This is a genomic window from Acidocella sp., from assembly GCF_050253495.1.
Classification (GTDB): domain Bacteria; phylum Pseudomonadota; class Alphaproteobacteria; order Acetobacterales; family Acetobacteraceae; genus Acidocella.
Genome location: NZ_JBFWIX010000016.1, coordinates 14,856 through 35,162, shown reverse-complemented (window position 1 = coordinate 35,162; position 20,307 = coordinate 14,856). Strand labels below are relative to the sequence as shown.

Genomic DNA, 20,307 nt, shown 5'->3' with positions numbered 1-20,307 from the left:
ATGCTGGCCCGCCTGATCGCCCTGATCGTGAAGGAGTTTTTGGTCATATTGCGCGACGCCAAGAGCCGCATGGTGCTCATCGGCCCGCCGCTCATCCAACTCGTGGTATTCGGATATGCCGCGAGCTTCGATCTCAACCATGTCCCCTTCGCGGTTTATGACCAAGACCAAACCGCCCTCTCGCGTGAACTGGTGGCCGATTTCGCCGGCTCGGCCAGTTTCCAGGAGGTTGCTGTATTACATAGCCCAGACCGTATAAAACAGCTCATTGATTCACGCACCGTTGAAATGGTTCTGGACATCGATCCGCGCTACACCCGCAATCTTCTACTAGGCCAACCCGCACCGGTGCAGATCATTGTCGATGGTCGCAACTCCAATACAGCCTTGCTGATTTTGGGCTATGCCAACAACATCATTTCATCGGTTAGCGAAAGCTGGAGCGCCGTGCACGGCGGCACGGCACCCTATGCCCGGCTCATACCACGCGCGCTCTATAATCCCACACTCGACTCTCACTGGTTCATCGTCCCTGGCATCGTGGCCTTGCTCACCCAGGTTATCACATTGCTGGTGGTGGGACTGTCCGTCGCGCGGGAACGCGAAGCCGGCACTTTCGACCAGATCTTGGTTACACCGCTCAGACCGCTCGACATCGTCATTGGCAAAAGCCTACCCGGCCTAATTATTGGTTTGGTCGAAGGCACGGTCATCATCCTGGCCACGCATTTTTGGTTCGGCGTGCCGCTGCTGGGCGGGCTGGTCCTGCTTTATACCGGACTATTCCTGTTCATCGCCGCGGTAACAGGTATCGGGTTGATGATCTCATCGCTTGCTTCCACTCAGCAGCAGGCCCTGCTGGGCGCCTTCCTGTTCATGGTGCCGTCCATCATCCTTTCAGGCTTCGCCACCCCCATCGCGAATATGCCTGTGCTCGTGCAGGATCTCACCCTCATCAATCCCATGCGCTACGCTCTGGTGGTCATACGGGATTGTTTCCTTGGAAAACCTGATTTCAGCATGCTGCTGCCGCAGTTTGCCGCCATGACAGCCCTCGCGGTGATAAGCTTGGTCGCGGCAGGCTGGCTATTCCGCAAGCAGTCTGTCTGACCCATCTCCCCGGCCAGCGCGGATCGCACTTGCCTTTTATCTATATTTCCATAAAAATGGAATAATGGAGAAAACAGACATCATTGCCGCATTGGCCGCCCTTGCCCAGGAGACCCGGCTCGATATTTTCCGCCTCCTCGTGCAGGCTGGCCCGGATGGTCTTCCCGCCGGTCAGATCGGCGAACAATTGGGCTTGGCATCGGCGACGTTGTCCTTTCACCTTAGTCAACTCCGCCATGCCAGACTGGTTACATTCCGGCGCGAGAGCCGTTCCCTGATCTACTCAACCGAGATCACCAACATGAACGCGCTGCTCTCCTACCTCACCGAGAATTGCTGCATGGGAACCTCCTCGGCTTGCAATGTTAAAATCTGTGATGGATCAAAACTGCAAAAGCCAAAACAACAAAGACCCGCATGACCCATTTTACAAAAAAATTGGGATAAATTTGCCGCTCCAGCAGGCGAGAGTAAATATATTTCAGGGAAAAAGCGTATGGCACAGCAGACAGTTCTCATCCTTTGCACCGGCAACTCATGCCGGTCGCAAATGGCGGAAGTCATCCTCAAACATGATCTACATGATATAGTTCGCGTATTTTCCGCCGGCACACAACCTCAGCCCAGGGTCGCGGAGAACGCGATCAAGGCATTAAAGCTCGCGGGTTTACCAACAGCAGATCTCTACCCGAAAGATATCAACGCCGTCATCGACGAAACTTTCGATCTCGTCGTGACGGTCTGCGACAACGCCAAGGAAACCTGCCCAATTTTTCCTAGGCAAGTGCCACGCATTCATATTTCTTTCCATGACCCACATGGTGAACCCTTGGAAAATTTCTTGAATCTACGTGACGAAATTCGCACCCGCCTCGTGCCCGCCGTTCGTCTGGCTCTGGGCCTGTAAGGTCCCCGCCATGTCCATCCAATGTGACGTCACCGCCAAAAAATCCACTGGTGCACCAATGAATAATTTTGAACGCTACCTAAGCCTTTGGGTCTTTTTCTGTATCGCGACCGGTATTGCCGCCGGCCGGATCGTCCCTGGTCTGTTCCACGTCATAGGCAACATGTCCATTGCTCAGGTTAACATCCCGCTCGGACTGCTGATCTGGGTGATGATCATTCCAATGCTGGTAAAGGTGGATTTTGGAGCGCTGCATGAGGTCAAGCAACATATGCGTGGCATTGGCGTCACGTTATTTGTCAATTGGCTGGTCAAACCCTTCTCCATGGCATTGCTTGCGTCTCTTTTCATTGGGCATTTGTTCCGTCCCTTCCTACCTGCGGAACAAATCGACAGCTATATCGCCGGACTGATCTTGCTGGCCGCGGCCCCCTGCACAGCCATGGTATTCGTATGGAGTAAACTCTCCAACGGCGATCCGCTTTTTACGCTGTCTCAGGTGGCATTGAACGACACCATCATGGTCTTTGCTTTTGCACCTCTCGTCGGATTGCTCTTGGGAGCTTCCGCCATCACCGTGCCCTGGAGTACGTTATTCACCTCCGTGGTCCTTTATATCGTTATTCCGGTCATTCCAGCACAGCTCTGGCGGCTATATTTGCTAAACAAGGGACAGTCTGATTTTGCAGCCGCCATGACCAGGGTCGGGCCTTGGTCCATTCTAGCCCTGCTGTTGACCTTGATCCTTCTCTTTGCGTTTCAAGGACAGGCTATTTTACATCAGCCTATGGTGATCATCATGCTGGCCATTCCCATCATGATCCAGGTCTTCTTTAATTCAGGATTGGCGTATGCGCTAAACCGCCTTGCCGGAGAAAAACATAATATTGCCTGCCCCTCCGCACTTATCGGCGCTTCAAATTTTTTCGAACTCGCCGTGGCTGCGGCCATCAGCCTATTCGGTTTCCAATCGGGCGCGGCATTGGCCACGGTCGTTGGTGTACTCATCGAAGTTCCCGTCATGCTCATGGTCGTCAAACTCGTAACACGATCCAAGGGGTGGTATGAACAATCCAGCCGCGCCAATATCCACGGCTGACGGCATGAGATCGCCAGGAGGAAACCTATTTCAAACAGCCAGAAAATTTTATATGCCACCAACCGCGAAGAGCAAAGCCTCAATGAATTCCACAAAGACCAGATTTGATTAAAAAGTAACAAAGCTTTGCATCCATCCTGCTTACAACCAGAAACAAGTCACTCTTGCTCATGATGCGACTGACATAGCCTGCTTCATGCAAAAGATTCACCAATATTTCCACCGGCGCAAAACCATATATATTTCCATGAAATTACATGGACATACTCAATTACATTATGAGTGCCCACGCCGCCTTAACACACCATAAAAATTAAAGTAATATCACAGAAGTTCGTTACAACAGATTGAATTTGCTAACAAAATATTTGGAAGCAAACCTGCCTTCAGCTACGAGGCACGCAAAATGATCTTTTCACGCCGCATTTTGTGCGACTTAGGGATAAAAATAACGCTATCTATTCCGTTCTGGATGCAGGCACGCCTCGCCCGTGCCATGCAGCAGCACACCGAAGCATTATCTTCTAAGCCTCAGCCTTGGCAAATCGATCCACACCATCTCATCGTCATTGATCCCGGACATGGCGGGAAAGACCCGGGATGCATTGGCCACGGAAATATCTATGAAAAAGATATCGTCCTGGCGACAGCTCTCGATTTGAATATGATGCTCCGCCGTGCCGGCTATCGAACATTGATGACCCGTGAGAAGGATATTTTTGTTCCCCTGCAAAACAGGGTTGATTTTGCCGAACGTCACCATGCAACGCTGCTCGTATCTGTTCATGCCAATGCAATCATTGGGCATCCAGATATAAGAGGTGCCTCGGTTTATACATTCTCACCCGACCCCTCGGATCCCTTGGCGGCGGAAATCGCTCAAAGCGAAAATAGCGTGGAAATATTGTCAACGCCAAACTTTAAAGGTGTATCGAAGGAAACGAGTAAAATCTTGTTTGATCTCATGAGTCGCCGCACAAAAATAGAGTCCATCGCGGCGCAGCGATCAATGGTAAGCTCCCTGTCAGAGAGAGTTGACATGCTGACAAACCCGGCACGCAAAGCAACATTCGCCGTTCTGCAATCGGATGCGATTCCAAGCATTCTTGTCGAAACGGCTTTCCTATCGAACGCCAAAGACGAAGCAGCCCTGCGCACCCGGGCTTTTCGCATGCGCCTCTCCTTATCAATGAAGCAAGCCGTCGATACCTGGTTTCTCGCGCGTCAGAACAGCCCTGAAAACATCGAATCCTAGCCAGGAAAACAATCAGATCTTGAGCCTACATCCTTTTAAAAAACCAAAATCATCCGATTTCAGCGACGCCTATATTTTGCCTTCTGGCTGGCATCGAAAATATCATTTCAGAATTATCGTTTGTATTGTGTTTTTTATTGTATCCTTTAGTTCCGTTCTTGCACGCGTGGTTTATGTTACTTCAATTCATCCTGTTAAACCGGCCCCATCATGGTTGGCGGCCGTCTTACCCAAGCCAAAATTTTCATCTCCTCTTCCAGACCGTGCACCCATTCTCGACGCAAACGGAAAGATACTTGCCGTCTCTTTGCCTGATGCCGAACTATATGCCGATCCAAAACAAATCAAAAATGCGCAATCCGTTACAAAAAAACTAAAAAACATTCTCCCAGATCTAAACGACCACATAACAGAAGAGCTTCTGTCGCAAAAAAACCGAAGCTTTGTCTATATCGACAGGGCCCTATCTCCCCTTCAGGAAATGGCCGTCAACAGATTAGGCGTGCCGGGTCTCTATTTCCAACCTTACTGGCAACGGCATTACCCAAATGGATCCGTCGCGTCACATATATTAGGCGGCGTTACACCTGGACAAAATGGCATTGCTGGCGTTGAGGAAAGTTTCAACAAACAGCTTTTGGAGAAGCCCGGCAAACCATTAAGGCTGTCAATAGATTTACGCGTTCAGGATATTTTGCAACGCGAATTGTCAAGAGCGATGAAAAATTACGATGCGCGCGGGGCATGCGGCATTGTTGAAAACATGAGCGGCCAGATCGTCGCAATGGTAAGTCTGCCTACCTACAATGCCAATAATTTTCATGATGCCAGTTCCGATGCACTCGTTAATCGATGCATCTCGGGAGATTATGAGCCTGGCAGCGTCATGAAACTCATGACGCTCGCTTCCGCATTGCAATCAGGCTTGGTCCATGTATGGGACAAATTCAATACAACCCACCCCTTATTCGTGGGAGGTTTTGCCGTAACGGATTATGAGCCAACCCATCATTGGCTCGCGATGCCCGCCATTCTGGCCTATTCATCGAATATCGGAGCTTCAAGAATCGCAACGATCTTGGGACCTAAAATTCAACGTGCCTGGCTCCGGAAAATGGGATTTTTCAACCGCTCGCCAATACAACTTCCAGGAGCACAATACGGTCTATGGCATGATCGTGACAACTGGCGCCTTCTCACGACAATGTCCGTTAGTTTTGGCAATGGCATCGCCATGCCGCCCATTATCCTCGTGAATGCAATTGTCGCCGATTTGAACGGGGGCATCCTCTTCAAACCGACCTTGTTAGCTTCCCAGCCAGGCGCGCCTCCAAGACAAGGCATACGTGTCATGCGTCCCTCCGTCTCGGTCGATATGCGCAAAATGATGCGCGATGTTGTACTGTCCGGCACAGGGGTTTACGCAAATATCCCAGGCTACCTTGTCGGTGGGAAAACGGGAACATCGCAGGTGGTGGGTGCCAACGGCCGATATAATACGAGCTTGAACAACGCATCCTTTGTTGCTGCTTTTCCAATCAATCGCCCTCGCTATGTTGTCTATGCCTTGGTGATCCACCCCAAGCCGACAAAAAAGATGCAGAAATTTTCTTTTGGTTTCACCACGGGAGGATATGTTGCGGCCCCTGCCGTCGGCAGGGTCATCAGCCGTATCGGCCCCATGCTGGGCATCCGTCCCCTTACTGGCGCAAAGCTCAAGCAGGTCAATGCCGAATGGCAATTTCCATTGGCTCCAACCCCACCACCTTCGGCGGTCGCATTGGGCCCCGGCAATCCTCTACCCCCCGGTGCCAATCAATTCGCATATGACTTGGCACATATAAAGATCCCTAAACACCCTGACCGCATCGCGCAGCTTACCGCCCTAAAGAAAGCGAGCCTTGCTATTTACGGTCAGAGCTATCCTCCCCTATCTGGCAAAACCTAATTGACTTCAGGCTTGTCACACAATCAACGCGTCAACAATTCGCGGGCGATACCCACAACAGATCTTGCGACAGCCGATGCGGCTGGCCAATCCACCACCCTTTCTTCCAACAAGGGCATCATGCCACGTCTGCTTTCCTTATGCTCAACGCACCAGATTGACCTTGGTAAGATCGATCAACTCCTTGGCACGGCCGTCCATCACGGCCTTGAGCATGAATAGACTGAAATTCTTCACCTCCTTCAATCCGGCTTTGGGTGGCATCACCAACTCCTGCCTAGCACTCAGAACATCCACGAGCACCGGCCCCGGATGGGCGAAGGCTTCCTTCAACCCCGCCTCCAACTGGCCCGGCTTTTCGATACGTATGCCCTTGATGCCGATGGCCTCGGCCATTTGCGCGAAATTTGGATTTTTGAGATCCACGCCCGTATCCAGGAATCCACCGGCTTTCATTTCCAGTTCCACGAACCCCAGCGTGCCGTTATTCAAAACGACAATCTTCAGCGGCAGGCCCAATTGGCCGATGCTCAGCACATCGCCCATCATCATCGCAAACCCACCATCGCCGGACATGGAGACAATCTGACGTGCCGGGTAGGTGCATTGCGCACCGATGGCCTGGAGCATGGCATTCGCCATCGAACCATGGTTGAAGGAGCCAAGCAGCCTGCGCTTGCCACCCAATTTCAGATAGCGCGCGGCCCAGACGGTCGGCGTGCCGACATCGCAGGTGAAAATGGCATCTTCCGCCGCCAATTCGCTCGCTAGCTTATAAACACGTTGCGGGTGAATGATGTCACTACCCGGCTCCTGCTCGGCCAACTTATCCAGCCCGGCACGGGCACGCTTATAGTCAGCGAGACAAGCCTCCAGATGCCCCCGGTCCGCGGCTCCATGCAAACGGGGCAGCAACGCGCAAAGCGTTTCCTTCACATCGCCCACCACGCCATGGGTGAGTTTGCAGCGATTGCCCAGCGCCTCGGCCCGCAGGTCAATCTGCAAAACCCGCGCGCCTTCGGGATAGAATTGCCGGTAGGGAAAATCCGTGCCCAACATCAGCAGCGTATCACAATTCTTCATCGCCAGATAACCTGAGGCGAACCCAATAAAACCCGTCATGCCGACATCGTAATGGTTATCATGTTCCACATGCTCCTTACCGCGCAAGGCATGCACGATGGGTGCCTGCAATTTTCCAGCCAGGGCAACCACCTCCTCATGCGCGCCAGCACAGCCCGCGCCGCAAAGAATGGTGGTGCGCTTGGCGTCGTTGAGCAACCCCGCAAGCTTGTCCAACTCCGGTTCGGCCGGCCGTATGAGCGGCTTGGCGGGCGCCACCCAGTCTGGCGGAATGGCGGCAAGGGGCTGCAGCGCGACATCGCCGGGGATGATGACAACCGCCACACCATTCTGAGCAATGGCGGTGCGTGCCGCCCGCTCCAGAATTTGCGGCAATTGGCCTGGGTTGGAGACCAACTCGCAATAATGGCTACATTCCTTGAATAGAATCTCAGGATGCGTCGCTTGGAAATAATCCGTGCCGATCTCGGTGCTGGGAATATGGGCGGCAAGGGCCAGCACCGGCGCGCGGGAACGGTGCGCATCGAACAACCCGTTAATAAGATGCAAATTGCCCGGCCCACAGCTTCCCGCGCAAACCGCCAGTTCACCGGTCAGTTGCGCCTCAGCGCCGGCGGCGAAAGCGGCGGCTTCCTCATGGCGCATATGCACCCAGGAGAGCTTGCCCTGGCGGCGCAGGGAATCCGTGAACCCATTCAATGAGTCTCCGACCACGCCATAGATCCGCTTCACCCCCGCCCGCGCCAAGTAGGAAGCGATATAGTCAGCCGCCGTATCCACCATGTCGTCCGTTCTCCAGATTAAAGGATTTGCGCAAACCCGATCCCTTGGCGCAGCCACGCCAGATGAGGAAGAGATTTGCACACGGGGCGCGCGCGTCAATCCGGCGCCAACCGGCTCACAGCCCAGACATGCCCCATTTGCAGCCGACAAAATATGATGCATCATATTTTGGTGTCCAAGCTCTCTCCACCCGATGCCGCCGCCCACGCCGCCCGCGCGCTATCCTTGCAGGGGCAAGTACGCCTGCTGGCCAGTGAGCGCGACCTGACCTTTCTGCTGGATGCGGGAAATGAGCGGCGTTGCATCCTGAAAATCTGCCATCCAGACGAGACGGCGGAGATGACAACCCTGCAACTGCATGCGCTGAGTCACCTAAAAAATACCGCTCCCGCCCTGCCTGTGCCGCGCATCCTGGCCAACCAGTCTCTGACCTATGCAGACGGGCTGACACGCGAGACCTATGCGCTAAGCTGGTTACCCGGCACCCCTTTGCACGAGCGCCATGGCGGCGCGGCTCAGGCCTTTGCCCTGGGCCAGATGATGGCCGAGATGGCACGGGCGCTATCCACCCTGTCCGCGCCATTGAAAGCCCCCCAACAAGTCTGGGATATTTCCAACGCCCTGGACATCGCCCCAAAACTGGACGGGCTTTCATCCAGCCTTCGCACCCAGGTCGAGCCGGTGCTGGAGGAATTCGCCGCCATCGTCAAACCTAGCCTGGCACGCCTTCCCGCCCAACTCATCCATAACGACTTCAACCCTCATAATCTGTTCGTGGATGAAGAGGATCCAGCCCACATTACTGGTGTGATCGATTTTGGGGACATTGCCCTTGCGCCGCGCGTGAATGATCTCGCCGTCGCGCTATCCTACCGCCTGCCGCACGCGGCTCTGCGCGACACCATACCGGACTGGCTTGCGGGTTATGAAAATATCTCCCCGCTTACAGAGGCGGAACGCCGCTTGCTGCCGCGCCTCATCCGCACCCGCATGGCAATGACCGTCACCATCGCCTCCTGGCGCGTGCGCCAGACACCTCAAAACGCCGCCTATATTCTGCGTTACCGCGACGGCGCAATGCGCTGCCTCGCCGCTGGCAACGATGTCTTCAACGGTCTTTTCTCACGGACACACCATGGTTGACTCCCTGCTCGCTCGCCGCCGCGAATCACTCAGCCCCTCTTACCGGTTATTCTATGACGACCCCTTGCGCCCGGTGCGCGGCGAGGGCGTCTATCTGTTCGAGGCCAACGGCAAAGCCTGCCTCGACGCTTATAACAACGTCGTCCCCGCCGGGCATTGTCATCCTCGCATCGTGGCGGCGGTCGCGGAGCAGAGCGCCAAGCTCAACACCCATACGCGCTATCTGCACCAGACGATTCTCGATTATGCCGATGCGCTGCTGGCTACGTTTCCGGTAGGTCTCAACCGCGCCACCTTCACCTGCACTGGCAGTGAAGCAAACGACCTCGCCATCCGCCTCGCCCGTTACGTGACAGGTGGCACCGGCATCATCGTCACGGAAAACGCGTATCACGGCGTTTCCGCGGCCACGGCGGACATATCCCCCTCGCTGGGCGAAGCGGCGCCACTCGGCTCACATGTGCGGACCGTGCCCGCCCCCACTCCAGGCGTGGATTTCACCGTAGGCGTCGACTCCGCCATCAAAGATCTGCAACGCCACGGCATCAAGCCAGCCCTTCTGGTTGTGGATACGATTTTCTCCTCCGATGGTGTCTTCGCCGATCCGCCAGGCTTTCTCGCCCCGGCGGTGGAGACCATCCACAAGGCTGGCGGGCTGTTCCTGGCCGATGAGGTGCAGCCCGGCTTTGGCCGCACCGGCCATACCATGTGGGGTTTCTCCCGCCACGGGCTGGTGCCGGACATGGTCTCGCTCGGCAAACCCATGGGCAATGGATATCCGGCGGCCGGGCTGGTGACACAAAGCCACATCATCGATGAATTCGGGAAAAACATTAGATATTTCAACACATTTGGAGGAAACCCGGTAGCCATGGCCGCGGCACTTGAAACATTGCGTGTGATTCAGGATGAAAAGCTCATGGACAACGCCTCCACCACCGGCGTCTATCTGATGGCGGAGTTGCGCGCCCGCCCGTCAATCCAGGCCGTCCGCGGCGCCGGGCTGTTCATCGGCGCGGAACTGACGGATGGCGCGCTGGCCGCGCGGGTGGTGAACAATATGCGCGCACGCGGTGTGCTCATCAGCAGCGCCGGTCCCGCCGGAAACGTCCTCAAAATCCGACCGCCCCTGATTTTCAACCGGGAACACGCGGATATTTTGCTGACCGCCCTGGATGGCGCGCTGGCCGATGGATGAGCTATCTCCCCTCTCCCACGAGACACTGAGCGAAAGCGCCTATGTCACATTGGCCGAGGCTCTTGCCCAAGGCCGTTTCCGCCCCGGTCAACGCCTAAAGATCCGCGACCTCGCCGCTCAGCTTGGCACCAGCGTCACCCCGGTGCGCGACGCCATTCTGCGCCTGGCGCAGGACGAGGCGCTGAGCTTCCGTTCCGCGCGGGATATTCGCATTCCCAGCCTTGGTCTGTCGGAATATCTGGAAATCCGCGCCATCCGCCTGGCACTGGAAGGACTGGCGGCGGCGGAGGCGGCAAAATACACAACCCTGGACCACATTGCCGGACTGGAACAGCTTCTAGCCCGGCATGAGGCCTCAATGCGGGCCATGGACTGGTCCGGCGGGCTACAGGCCAACCAGGAATTTCACTTCCGCCTTGCCTCCATCGCGCGCATGCCCATTCTGGCGGCACAGCTCAAACGCCTCTGGCTGCGCATGGGGCCGATGATCGCCCAGACTTATATTGCGGGCGGACGGGCGATGATCGAACATCATTACCCGGTATTGGAAGCCCTGCGTGCCCACGATTCAACCGCCGCCGCGCGCGCCATCCGGCGGGACATCACCGAGGGCGGCCAAGCCATTCTGGCCTTCATCACGGCCAAGGACAATGCCATCAACAAGGAGACCGACCATGCCTGATCCCAAACCCGTCCTGTTGCTCACCGGGGCCAGCCGCGGCATCGGTCATGCGACAGTCAAGCTGTTTCAGGAGCGTGGCTGGCGTATCCTCACCGTCTCACGCCAGCCTTTCTCACCTGAATGCCGCTGGCCCAGCGCCCGGGAAAGCCACGTTCAGGCAGATCTTGAAAATCTCGACCAGATTCCCGCCCTGGCGGAGGAGGTCCGCTCCCGGTTGAGCGACGGCAAGCTGCATGCCCTGGTGAATAATGCCGGCATCTCGCCCAAGGGGCGGGAGGGCGAACGCATGGGGGTCATGGCCTCGGACGCGGCACTCTGGACCAAGGTGCTGAACGTCAATCTCGTCTCCACCGCCTTGCTTGCCCGCGCCCTGCTGCCGGAGCTGGAACGCGCCCAGGGCTCCATCGTGAATGTCACCTCCATCGCCGGCTCACGGGTGCATCCCTTCGCGGGTGTGGCCTATGCCTGCTCGAAAGCCGCCCTGGCCGCCCTCACCCGGGAAATGGCACATGAGTTCGGTGGACGCGGCGTGCGAGCCAACGCCATCGCGCCGGGAGAGATCAGCACTTCCATCCTATCGGAGGGAACAGACGAACTCGTGGCCGCGGAGGTGCCCATGCGCCGCCTGGGCACGCCCGCAGAGGTGGCGCAAACCATTCACTTCCTATGCAGCTCTGCGTCTTCCTATGTGAACGGCGCGGAAATCCATATCAATGGCGGCCAGCACGTATAAGGCAGCCCTCAATTACCACGGCTCAGCCGCATTTCGACCAGCCGCATTGCAAGCAACTCAGGCAACCGGCCTCGCGTACCAGACCCGGCTGACTGCATTTAGGACAAAGCCCCCCAAGAGGCGCGGCTCCAGGGCTGGTTTTCTTGACATGCGGCACCAGCCGGTCCGATGCCGGGGTCAAAAAACCGGTCTCGATCATGTGGCGCTCGATCACATCGCCAATCGCCGCCACCAGGGAGGGCACATAGCGCCCATTACTCCATTGCCCGCCGCGCGGGTCGAAAACCTGCTTCAGTTCCTCGGCGACGAAAGCCACCTCGCCGCCACGGCGGAACACCGCCGAGATCATCCGTGTCAGCGCCACCACCCAGGCATAATGCTCCAGATTTTTCGAGTTCACGAAAATCTCGAAAGGCCGGCGCATACCATCCTGCTCGATGTCGTTGATCGTGACATACATGGCATGCTCACTATCCGGCCAGCGCAGCTTATAGGTGGCGCCCACCAGCCTGTCGGCACGCACCAAAAGGCCAAAACCGGCCTCACCCTCTTGCTGGTGCGTTTTTTGCGCCACCCGCGTCTCGCCAGCGGGAGGCGCGGCTTCCAGCACCGAGCCCGTGATCTCGTTGGGCCGATAGGTCGTGCACCCTTTGCAGCCGCTGCGATAAGCGTCGAGATATACTTCCTGGAATGCCTCGAAACCGATATTAGCGGGCACGTTCACGGTCTTGGAGATAGCGCTGTCCACATAGCGCTGCACGGCGGCTTGCATACGCACATGCTCAGCCGGCGTGAGGTCCTGCGCGGTGACGAAATAGTCCGGCAAGGCCACCTCATCCCCAAATTTAGTCCGCCAGAGACGCAGCGCGTAATCCGTTACCTCTTCTTCGCGGCGGGTTCCATCTCGTTGCAGCACCTTGCGGGTATAGGCCAGGGCGAATACTGGCTCGACCCCGCTGGAAACATTATCCGCCACCAACGAAATCGTGCCCGTCGGCGCGATGGAGGTCAGCAGCGCATTCCGGATGCCATGGGAGGCGATCGCCGCGCGCACATCCTCATCCAACCCGCGCACCGTCTCGCCCGCCAGATATTTGGCGCGATCATAGAGCGGAAAGGCCCCTTTCTCCTCCGCGAGAGCGGCCGAAGCCAGATAAGCGGCACGCTCCACAAGCCGCGCCCATTCACCGGCCTGAGCCGCGGCCTCCACGCTGCCATAGCGCAGCCCGCACATCATCAGCGCATCGGCCAGGCCAGTCATGCCCAGCCCCACCCGGCGCTTGGCCAACGCTTCCCGCTGCTGCTGCTCCAACGGAAACCCGGAAGCGGCGATGGTATTATCCATCATGCGAATGGCCGTGCCCACCAAGGCGGTTAACTCCGCCTCGTCGATCCGCGCCTCCTCACTGAAGGGGGCACGCACCAGCCGCGCCAGATTGATCGACCCCAGGAGGCAAGCCCCGTATGGCGGCAGAGGCTGCTCACCGCACGGGTTGGTGGCGTGGATGGTCTCGCAATAATAAAGATTATTGCGGGTATTGATCCGGTCGATGAAGATCACCCCCGGCTCGGCGTAATCATATGTGGCACGCGTGATCTTGTCCCACAACGCACGGGCCTGGACGGTGCGGAAGGTCTGACCGGCAAAGACCAGATCCCACGACGCGCCGGTTTCCACCGCTTGCATGAACGCATCCGTCACCAGCACGGACAGATTAAAATTCCGTAACCGTCCCGGCTCACGCTTAGCGGCGATGAAATCCTCGATGTCTGGATGATCGCAGCGCATCACCGCCATCATCGCCCCCCGGCGCGCGCCAGCGGACATGATGGTGCGGCACATCGAGTCCCACACATCCATGAAGGAGAGCGGGCCTGAGGCATCTGCCCCCACACCGCGCACCAACGCCCCCTTTGGCCGCAAAGAGGAGAAATCATATCCAATTCCACCGCCCTGCTGCATGGTCAGCGCGGCTTCACGCAGATGCGTGAAAATCTGGCCGAGATCGTCCTCTATGTCCCCCATCACGAAACAATTGAACAATGTCACGCGCCGGTTGGCCCCCGCGCCGGAGAGAATACGTCCCGCCGGAATGAAGCGAAAATCCTCAAGCGCCTCGTAAAACGGCGTTTCCCATTTCTCAGGCTCCGCCTCCACCTCGGCCAGAGCCCGCGCGACGCGGTGCCACATATCCTCCACCGTACGGTCGAGGGGGGCTCCCTCCTCGTCCTTCAAGCGGTATTTCGCGTCCCATATCTGGGCGGAAATGGGCGCCATCGTCTCAAGCACGGAAGCGCGATTGCTCCCTGGGGCGGAAAAATCCGCGGGAATATCCATGTCGTTCTCTCCGGTCTGGCAGCCTGCCGCCGGCACGGGGCGCGGTGACTCGGCCGGGTGGCCAGCATACCAAGCCCCCCCCTGAACCGCCATATGTCATATAGCACCGACAAGCTGGCCTCAGAGTTAGCTGCGGCGGTCGAAATCCGGCGAGGTCAGATAAAAAGCCCGCTTATTCTCATACATGGCGAGATCCGCTCGCTGGATCGCGGTCTCCATCTTTTCTCCCACCGTGCACGTCGCCGTGCCGACCGAAAAAACGATCGGCGTGGCATGGGAGTGGAACTGGTTGTTCAAGGCTGTCACGCGCGCCAAATCCGAAAGAACGGCCTTCGTATCCGCGCTGCTCTTACCCGGCAAGAGAATCACGAACTCATCCCCGCCGATTCGGGCGGCGCAATCCGGTTCTTCGACCACCTGCTCCAAAATCTCCCCGACCCGGCGCAGCATCGCATCGCCCGCGCCATGTCCGTATTCATCGTTCACCAGCTTCATGCCGTTCAGATCGAATAGAATGACCGCGACGGGAAACGGCCCTCGGCGCTCCAGCCGGTTGAGTTCGTCCATATAATAAGAGCGGTTATAGAGCCCCGTGAGCACGTCATGCTTGCCTAGATATTCGAGATAGGCCTCCGCCTTCTTGCGGGCGGTGATATCCGTCAGCGAAATCAGAACCTTGGACCAGTCGCGCTCCCGTCCCGGCATGACCGAGAATTGGAGAATCAAGTTCAATAATTCGCCATCAAGACGGTAATTCACCACCTCGCGCTCATGATGCAACCGGCCTTCCCACAAGGCGGCGAGCTGACCGGCGAAAAACCCGCGCATTTCGTCGCGGAAAACCTCTCCGATCCGTTTGAGCAGCGAAGCTTTGTCCGGCGCGCCGAACAAGGCAAGCGTATGCTGGTTGACATCCAGCACATGAATATCGCGCATGCACATCTCGACAAAATCAGGATGCACATCGATAAAGGTCCGGAAATCCACAATCCCCCGGCCGCGCAGCTCGTCCAGCCGCGCCTTGATCAAGCTGAAATCCTCCAACCAGATGGATACCGGTGAGTCGTTGAATAATGCGCGCGCCTCGGCCTCGCTGGCAAGCAAGGCACGGCGCGCATCCTCCTGGGCCGAGACATCCTCGATGGCGACAATCACGCGGGACCAGCTATCCTGTTCATCGGGCTGGATACTGCCATTGACCCTTATGTCGATCCTGGTGCCATCGAGGCGATAATTCATCGTCGTTGTGGTGAAATTCGTCTGCCCATCCCAAATCTGCAGTAATTCACGAGTATAAGGCAGCAGCGCATCGTCACGGATAATAACGGAAAGATGCGCTTTCAACTCCTCCTCGCTGGCAGCACCCAGCATGTCCAGGGCTCGCTGATTCACCCGCTTGATCTTGATGGAATGCGCGCAACGTCGCACATCGTCTGGGTTAGTCTGGAGATGAAGCTTGAGATCCTGGACCCCCACCGCGCGCCAGCCATCGAATAGTGCCTTCAACGCACTAAAATCTTCTTCCCACAACGCCACGGGCATCCGCTCGAAGAGGCTATCGTCAGGATCGGAAAGCGAGACAACCATGGCTCACCAATCCCAGATTACGCCCCTGCGGTCAAAACACGTCTTGGCGAGGACCAGGGAGAATATAAGAAAATCAACTTGGCCAACTCATTACCATGTCATCTGGGTTCAATACCCCAGGGCACAGCCGTCCTTGCGCGGGTCCGAGCCGCCAATGAGAATGCCACGCTCATGATCAAGCCTGATCACTTGACCGCCGCCATGCGGCAAGTCAATCTCCGCCAGCCTGTGGCCCTTCGCCTCCAGCTTCGCGCGGGCAGACGCGGAAATCCCCCGCTCGACCTCCACGCGCCCCGCGAAGGGGAAAATACGCGGCAGGTCCAGGGCCGCTTGCGGATCCATGCCATAATTCAGCATATTGGCCACCACCCAGCTCTGGCCCATGGGCTGGTATTGCCCGCCCATCACGCCAAACACAATCTGCGGTTGATTATTTTTAAATGCCATGGCGGGAATAATGGTATGCATGGGGCGTTTGTTGGGAGCCACCTCATTGGGGTGGCCACGGCGCATGCTGAAGCTGAAACCACGATTATGCATGACCACCCCGGTATCGCCCGCGACAATGCCCGAGCCGAAGCTCTGGAAGATGGAATTGATGAAACTGCAGCAATTGCCTTCGGCATCGACCACAGCGATATAAACCGTGTCCTTGTGCAGACTGCCAGCGGCGGGAAGTGTCTCCAACGCCCGCTCATCGGAAATCAACCCCCGCAAGCCGGAGATGTAATCATCGCTCAGCAGATGCGCCACCGGCACCTCGGAAAAAGCCGGATCACCCAGGAAGGCATCGCGATCACGATAAACGAGGCGTGCCGCCTCCACATGGCGATGCAGACGCAACGGGTCCAGAGGATCGGCACTGGGGGCAAACCCATCCATGATGCCCATCAGCATCAGTGCGATGATACCCGAGCCGTTAGGCGGGCACTCCCATATCTCGTGCCCGGCGAAGGAACGTGAGATGGGGGTGACGAACTCGGCCAAGGACAGCCCGGCTGCAAAGTCTTCCTCGGTATGAAACCCGCCGCGCGCTTGCAGATCCTTCACGATCCTCGCCGCGATGGGGCCGGTATAGAAAGCTTTCGCGCCCTCCTTGGCGATGGCCCGCAGAGTGGCGGCAAGATCCGGGTTGCGCATGACAGTACCGGGAGCCGGCGTAGATCCACCAGGCAAGAAAATTCCAGCGCCATTCTTCTTCAGCTTGGCTACGACCGGCGCTTCCGCCCAGTCCGCCGCCACACGCGGCGTCACGACATAGCCTCCTTCGGCAAAGCGAATGGCGGGCGCAAGCAACTCATCAAGCCCTTTGCGGCCATGGGTTTTGGCCAGCGTTTCCCAAGCGCAGACACCTCCCGGCACGGTGATGGCATGGACGGAGCTGGCTTCATAGGAAGACACGCCCTTGGCTGCCAGGGCATCGAGCGACAAGCCCGCCGGCGTGCGACCGGAACCGTTCAACGCGATCACCTTGCCGCTGCCAGCAGGGGAATAGAGGCAAAACAAATCCCCGCCGACACCGGTGGACTGCGGCTCCACCACCGCCAGCACCGCGGCGGCGGCAATGGCGGCATCAAGCGCATTGCCACCGGCCTTCATCACCTCGATGGCGGTGAGCGTCGCCTCCGGCATGGAAGTCGCCGCCATGGCGTTAGTGGCAAAAGCCGGGCCACGCCCGGCTGTGTGGAAGTCCCGCATGAATCCGTGTTTCCTGAATTTATATTCGCTGTTTTGTACGCACAAACCACCCCGCCTTCAATGCAGGACGGCTGACAACAATGCCCGGGTCAATTCGTGGCGCGGCGCGGTGAATATCTGTTCCGGTGCTCCTTCCTCTATGATTTTCCCGGCAGCCATGACCACCACGCGGTCGGCCACCTGCCGGGCAAACCCCATCTCATGCGTCACCACCACCATCGTCATGCCCGACCGCGCGATCTCGCGCATCACCGCCAAAACCTCGTGTACCATTTGCGGATCAAGCGCGGAGGTCGGTTCATCGAACAACAAGATCGCCGGATTCATCGCCAGAGCCCTGGCAATAGCCACACGCTGCTGCTGCCCACCGGAAAGTTCCGTGGGAAAAGCGTTTTCCTTATCCGCCAGCCCAACACGCTTAAGCAGTGCCCGGGCCTGCGCCAACGCCTCGGCCTCCGGCACACCGCTCACCAAGCGCGGGGAAATGGTAATATTGCGCAACACATCCATGTTGGCAAACAAATTGAAGCGCTGAAACACCATGCCCACATCACGGCGTTGCACGGCGATGTTGCGCTCCCTGTCCTCGACCAGCCGCCCGCCAATCTCGCGGTAGCCAATCATCTTGCCATTCACCACGATGCGCCCGTGCTCGATCTTTTCGAGATGATTGATACAACGCAGCAGCGTGGTTTTACCCGACCCCGAAGGGCCGATCAGAACCACGACCTCCCCTCGCCGCACGTTGAAATTCACATTATCGAGGATTTTATTGGCGCCAAAATATTTATCGACATTCTGCATTTCAACCAATATGCCATCGGACTTCGCCATGGTCAGGACTCCGCCTCTTGTCCGGAAACCCGCACACCGCGCACAATCACCTTGCTGCCAAGCGCCAGACGTTTCTCCGCCCAATTCATGAATACAGTCCAGGCACTGGTGAGAATGAGGAAATAAATGCCAAGGACCGCGTAAAGTTCAAAAGTGCGAAAGGTCGCGGAGTTGATCGTCTCCGTCACCAACAGCATTTCCGATACACCGATAACACTGACCAGGGTGGTATTCTTGAGTAGAATATTAAACTGGTTACCGATCGGCAGCAGCACCACCCGCAAGGCCTGCGGCAAAATCACGCGACGCATCATCATCCAAGGCGGCATGCCTAACGACTTCGCGGCTTCAAACTGACCGATATCCACGGCCAAAATCCCAGCGCGAAAAATCTCCGCCATATAGGCGCCCTCATGCAGGGCAAGGGCCAGAATCCCAGCCTGAAGATTACCCGGGATGGTCAACCCGGCAATGGTCACATCCTGAAAACGCATGATCCCCGCCGCCGCGAGGCCTGTGTAGATGAACACGATTTGCACCAACAACGGCGTGCCCCGTATCACCCACACATAAAAAGCAGCGACCGCCTTCAGCAGACGATAGCGTGAAAGACGCATCTCGGCGGCGGCAAGCCCAAGCGCGACACCGATAATCTCCGCCGAGACCGCCATTGCGACCGTGAGCCCCAGACCAACCAGAAACGCATTGCTCGGTGTGATCAGTTGGCTCCAGAAATAGGGCCAATCAAAATGCACGATTCAAATCCGTTTCAGGGTTGCGCCTTCATCGGCGCCGGCAACATATCCGTGGCAAGGTTCCATTTCTTGAAAATGGCGGCATAGCTACCATCCTTCATCGTATCGGCCAGCGTGGCTTGCAATGCGTCGCGCAGCCCCGAATCGCTCTTGCGAATGCCTATGCCCGTGAGGATTTTGAAGTAGGGTTTGCCTCCAATTTGAAACTCTCCAGGCGCGGTCTGATTATAATAAAGTCCGATCTCATATGAGACGCCATAGGCCGCCACCTGACCGAACTGCAACTGCTGCAAGGCAGCCGTATTGGATGGGAAGTCGACGATCTTGATCAGGGGGGCGCCCGCCTGCTTCAGCTTCTCATTCTCCGCTTGCAGCAGCACCGTTGCCGTGGTGCCTGTAACACTCGCCACTTTCTTACCCGAAAGCCCGGACAGCGTATCCACCGTGGGCGAGCCCTTCTTAAAGAGAATGATTTCCTGCGAATACATATAGGGCAACTCATCGATCACCTGCAGGCGCGCGGGCTTGATAAAGAGCTGGGAAATGATCGCGTCGCACTCCCCGGCCTGCAAGGCGGGAATCAGCCCCGCGAAGGGAATATTCACCCATTTTGTCTTCAATCCCAGGCGTTGGGCCAATAAATCGCCAAGCTCGATATCCGCGCCTTCTGGTTTTTGCTGAGCGTTCACGAACTCCATCGGTGGTTGAGTGAGGGAACTACAATAAGTAATGGTCTTGGTGGACATAATCGAAGCCGGTAGTGCCGCCACAGCCACGCCCGGTAAGGCAAGGGCTGCTCCCACCGCCATCGACAAAGCCTGTTTCTGGATTTTAGGAAAAATCTTCATCTGCATCCACTCACATGCTGGTTATACGGATGAGCCGCGCAGCCTCTTGCCACGCAGACTCATCACCCCGACCAAAGGCGTAAATTGTATACCATTATTTAGCAACGGCATTTTGCGGACAAAATCAGCATACAAATCATCCAGAGAACCCATTCACGCCCACCAAGACGAATAAATGTGCATGTTGATGATGATTTAATCACACAGCCCACGCCATAACTTGCTTTATCAACCCACAAACCCCTTGATGCCGCACCGCCAATCCACGAGCCGCCAAAGGCCAGAGCGTCTATAAGCCCTCTTCTC

17 protein-coding genes are annotated in these 20,307 nt (G+C 57.0%); 10 read left to right on the top strand and 7 right to left on the bottom strand.

What is annotated here, in order from left to right; all coding sequences use genetic code 11:
• The 6 genes from AB7D48_RS12415 (at position 1) to AB7D48_RS12390 (ending at position 6,319) form a co-directional block, all read left to right on the top strand.
• Positions 1-1,110: an ABC transporter permease gene (locus AB7D48_RS12415; RefSeq protein WP_427979561.1), complete on the top strand. Its 1,110-nt coding sequence runs from the start codon at positions 1-3 to the stop codon at positions 1,108-1,110.
• Positions 1,111-1,174: 64 nt separating this feature from the next.
• Positions 1,175-1,531 (top strand): ArsR/SmtB family transcription factor, encoded by a 357-nt coding sequence (locus AB7D48_RS12410; protein WP_427979559.1) that lies wholly within the window; start codon positions 1,175-1,177, stop codon positions 1,529-1,531.
• 75 nt (positions 1,532-1,606) lie between these two features.
• Positions 1,607-2,017 (top strand): arsenate reductase ArsC, encoded by a 411-nt coding sequence (locus AB7D48_RS12405; protein ID WP_427979556.1) that lies wholly within the window; start codon positions 1,607-1,609, stop codon positions 2,015-2,017.
• A 10-nt stretch (positions 2,018-2,027) separates the two neighbouring features.
• Positions 2,028-3,116: an ACR3 family arsenite efflux transporter gene (gene arsB, locus AB7D48_RS12400; RefSeq protein WP_427979554.1), complete on the top strand. Its 1,089-nt coding sequence runs from the start codon at positions 2,028-2,030 to the stop codon at positions 3,114-3,116.
• A 406-nt stretch (positions 3,117-3,522) separates the two neighbouring features.
• Positions 3,523-4,371, top strand: a complete 849-nt coding sequence (locus tag AB7D48_RS12395) for an N-acetylmuramoyl-L-alanine amidase family protein (RefSeq protein ID WP_427979552.1) — start codon at positions 3,523-3,525, stop codon at positions 4,369-4,371.
• Positions 4,372-4,390: 19 nt separating this feature from the next.
• A complete protein-coding gene (locus tag AB7D48_RS12390; protein ID WP_427979549.1) occupies positions 4,391-6,319 on the top strand; it encodes a peptidoglycan D,D-transpeptidase FtsI family protein in 1,929 nt (642 codons plus the stop codon).
• 144 nt (positions 6,320-6,463) lie between these two features.
• Here the strand turns inward: AB7D48_RS12390 and poxB are convergent, their stop codons facing one another.
• A complete protein-coding gene (poxB, locus tag AB7D48_RS12385; protein WP_427979547.1) occupies positions 6,464-8,185 on the bottom strand; it encodes a ubiquinone-dependent pyruvate dehydrogenase in 1,722 nt (573 codons plus the stop codon).
• A 156-nt stretch (positions 8,186-8,341) separates the two neighbouring features.
• On the opposite strand from poxB, the gene AB7D48_RS12380 reads away from it, so the two are divergent.
• The 4 genes from AB7D48_RS12380 to AB7D48_RS12365 are packed head-to-tail and all read left to right on the top strand — an operon-like array spanning position 8,342 to position 11,941.
• A complete protein-coding gene (locus tag AB7D48_RS12380; RefSeq protein WP_427979545.1) occupies positions 8,342-9,328 on the top strand; it encodes a phosphotransferase in 987 nt (328 codons plus the stop codon).
• Positions 9,321-10,526: an aspartate aminotransferase family protein gene (locus AB7D48_RS12375; protein ID WP_427979542.1), complete on the top strand. Its 1,206-nt coding sequence runs from the start codon at positions 9,321-9,323 to the stop codon at positions 10,524-10,526. Before AB7D48_RS12380 ends, AB7D48_RS12375 begins: the two co-directional genes overlap by 8 nt.
• On the top strand, positions 10,504-11,208 hold the full coding sequence (locus AB7D48_RS12370; RefSeq protein WP_427979540.1) for a GntR family transcriptional regulator: 705 nt from the start codon (positions 10,504-10,506) through the stop codon (positions 11,206-11,208). Before AB7D48_RS12375 ends, AB7D48_RS12370 begins: the two co-directional genes overlap by 23 nt.
• The gene (locus tag AB7D48_RS12365) at positions 11,201-11,941 is read left to right on the top strand and encodes an SDR family NAD(P)-dependent oxidoreductase (RefSeq protein ID WP_427979538.1); all 741 of its coding nucleotides are present in this window, start codon (positions 11,201-11,203) and stop codon (positions 11,939-11,941) included. Before AB7D48_RS12370 ends, AB7D48_RS12365 begins: the two co-directional genes overlap by 8 nt.
• A 22-nt stretch (positions 11,942-11,963) precedes the next feature.
• On the opposite strand, the gene AB7D48_RS12360 is transcribed toward AB7D48_RS12365, so the two are convergent.
• The 6 genes from AB7D48_RS12360 to AB7D48_RS12335 all read right to left on the bottom strand — a co-directional run bounded on the left by AB7D48_RS12360 (position 11,964) and on the right by AB7D48_RS12335 (position 20,001).
• Positions 11,964-14,279: an adenosylcobalamin-dependent ribonucleoside-diphosphate reductase gene (locus AB7D48_RS12360; RefSeq protein ID WP_427979535.1), complete on the bottom strand. Its 2,316-nt coding sequence runs from the start codon at positions 14,277-14,279 to the stop codon at positions 11,964-11,966.
• Between the two features lie 126 nt (positions 14,280-14,405).
• Positions 14,406-15,866, bottom strand: a complete 1,461-nt coding sequence (locus tag AB7D48_RS12355; RefSeq protein WP_427979533.1) for a sensor domain-containing diguanylate cyclase — start codon at positions 15,864-15,866, stop codon at positions 14,406-14,408.
• A 108-nt stretch (positions 15,867-15,974) separates the two neighbouring features.
• Entirely contained in the window at positions 15,975-17,564 is a 1,590-nt protein-coding gene (locus AB7D48_RS12350) for a gamma-glutamyltransferase family protein (protein ID WP_427979531.1), read from the bottom strand.
• A 57-nt stretch (positions 17,565-17,621) separates the two neighbouring features.
• Positions 17,622-18,398, bottom strand: coding sequence for an amino acid ABC transporter ATP-binding protein (locus tag AB7D48_RS12345; protein WP_427979529.1), 777 nt, complete (start codon positions 18,396-18,398; stop codon positions 17,622-17,624).
• 2 nt (positions 18,399-18,400) lie between these two features.
• Complete coding sequence (locus AB7D48_RS12340) at positions 18,401-19,153, bottom strand: amino acid ABC transporter permease (protein ID WP_427979527.1); 753 nt, start codon at positions 19,151-19,153, stop codon at positions 18,401-18,403.
• Positions 19,154-19,167: 14 nt separating this feature from the next.
• Positions 19,168-20,001, bottom strand: a complete 834-nt coding sequence (locus AB7D48_RS12335; RefSeq protein ID WP_427979525.1) for an ABC transporter substrate-binding protein — start codon at positions 19,999-20,001, stop codon at positions 19,168-19,170.
• Positions 20,002-20,307: the final 306 nt, after the last annotated feature.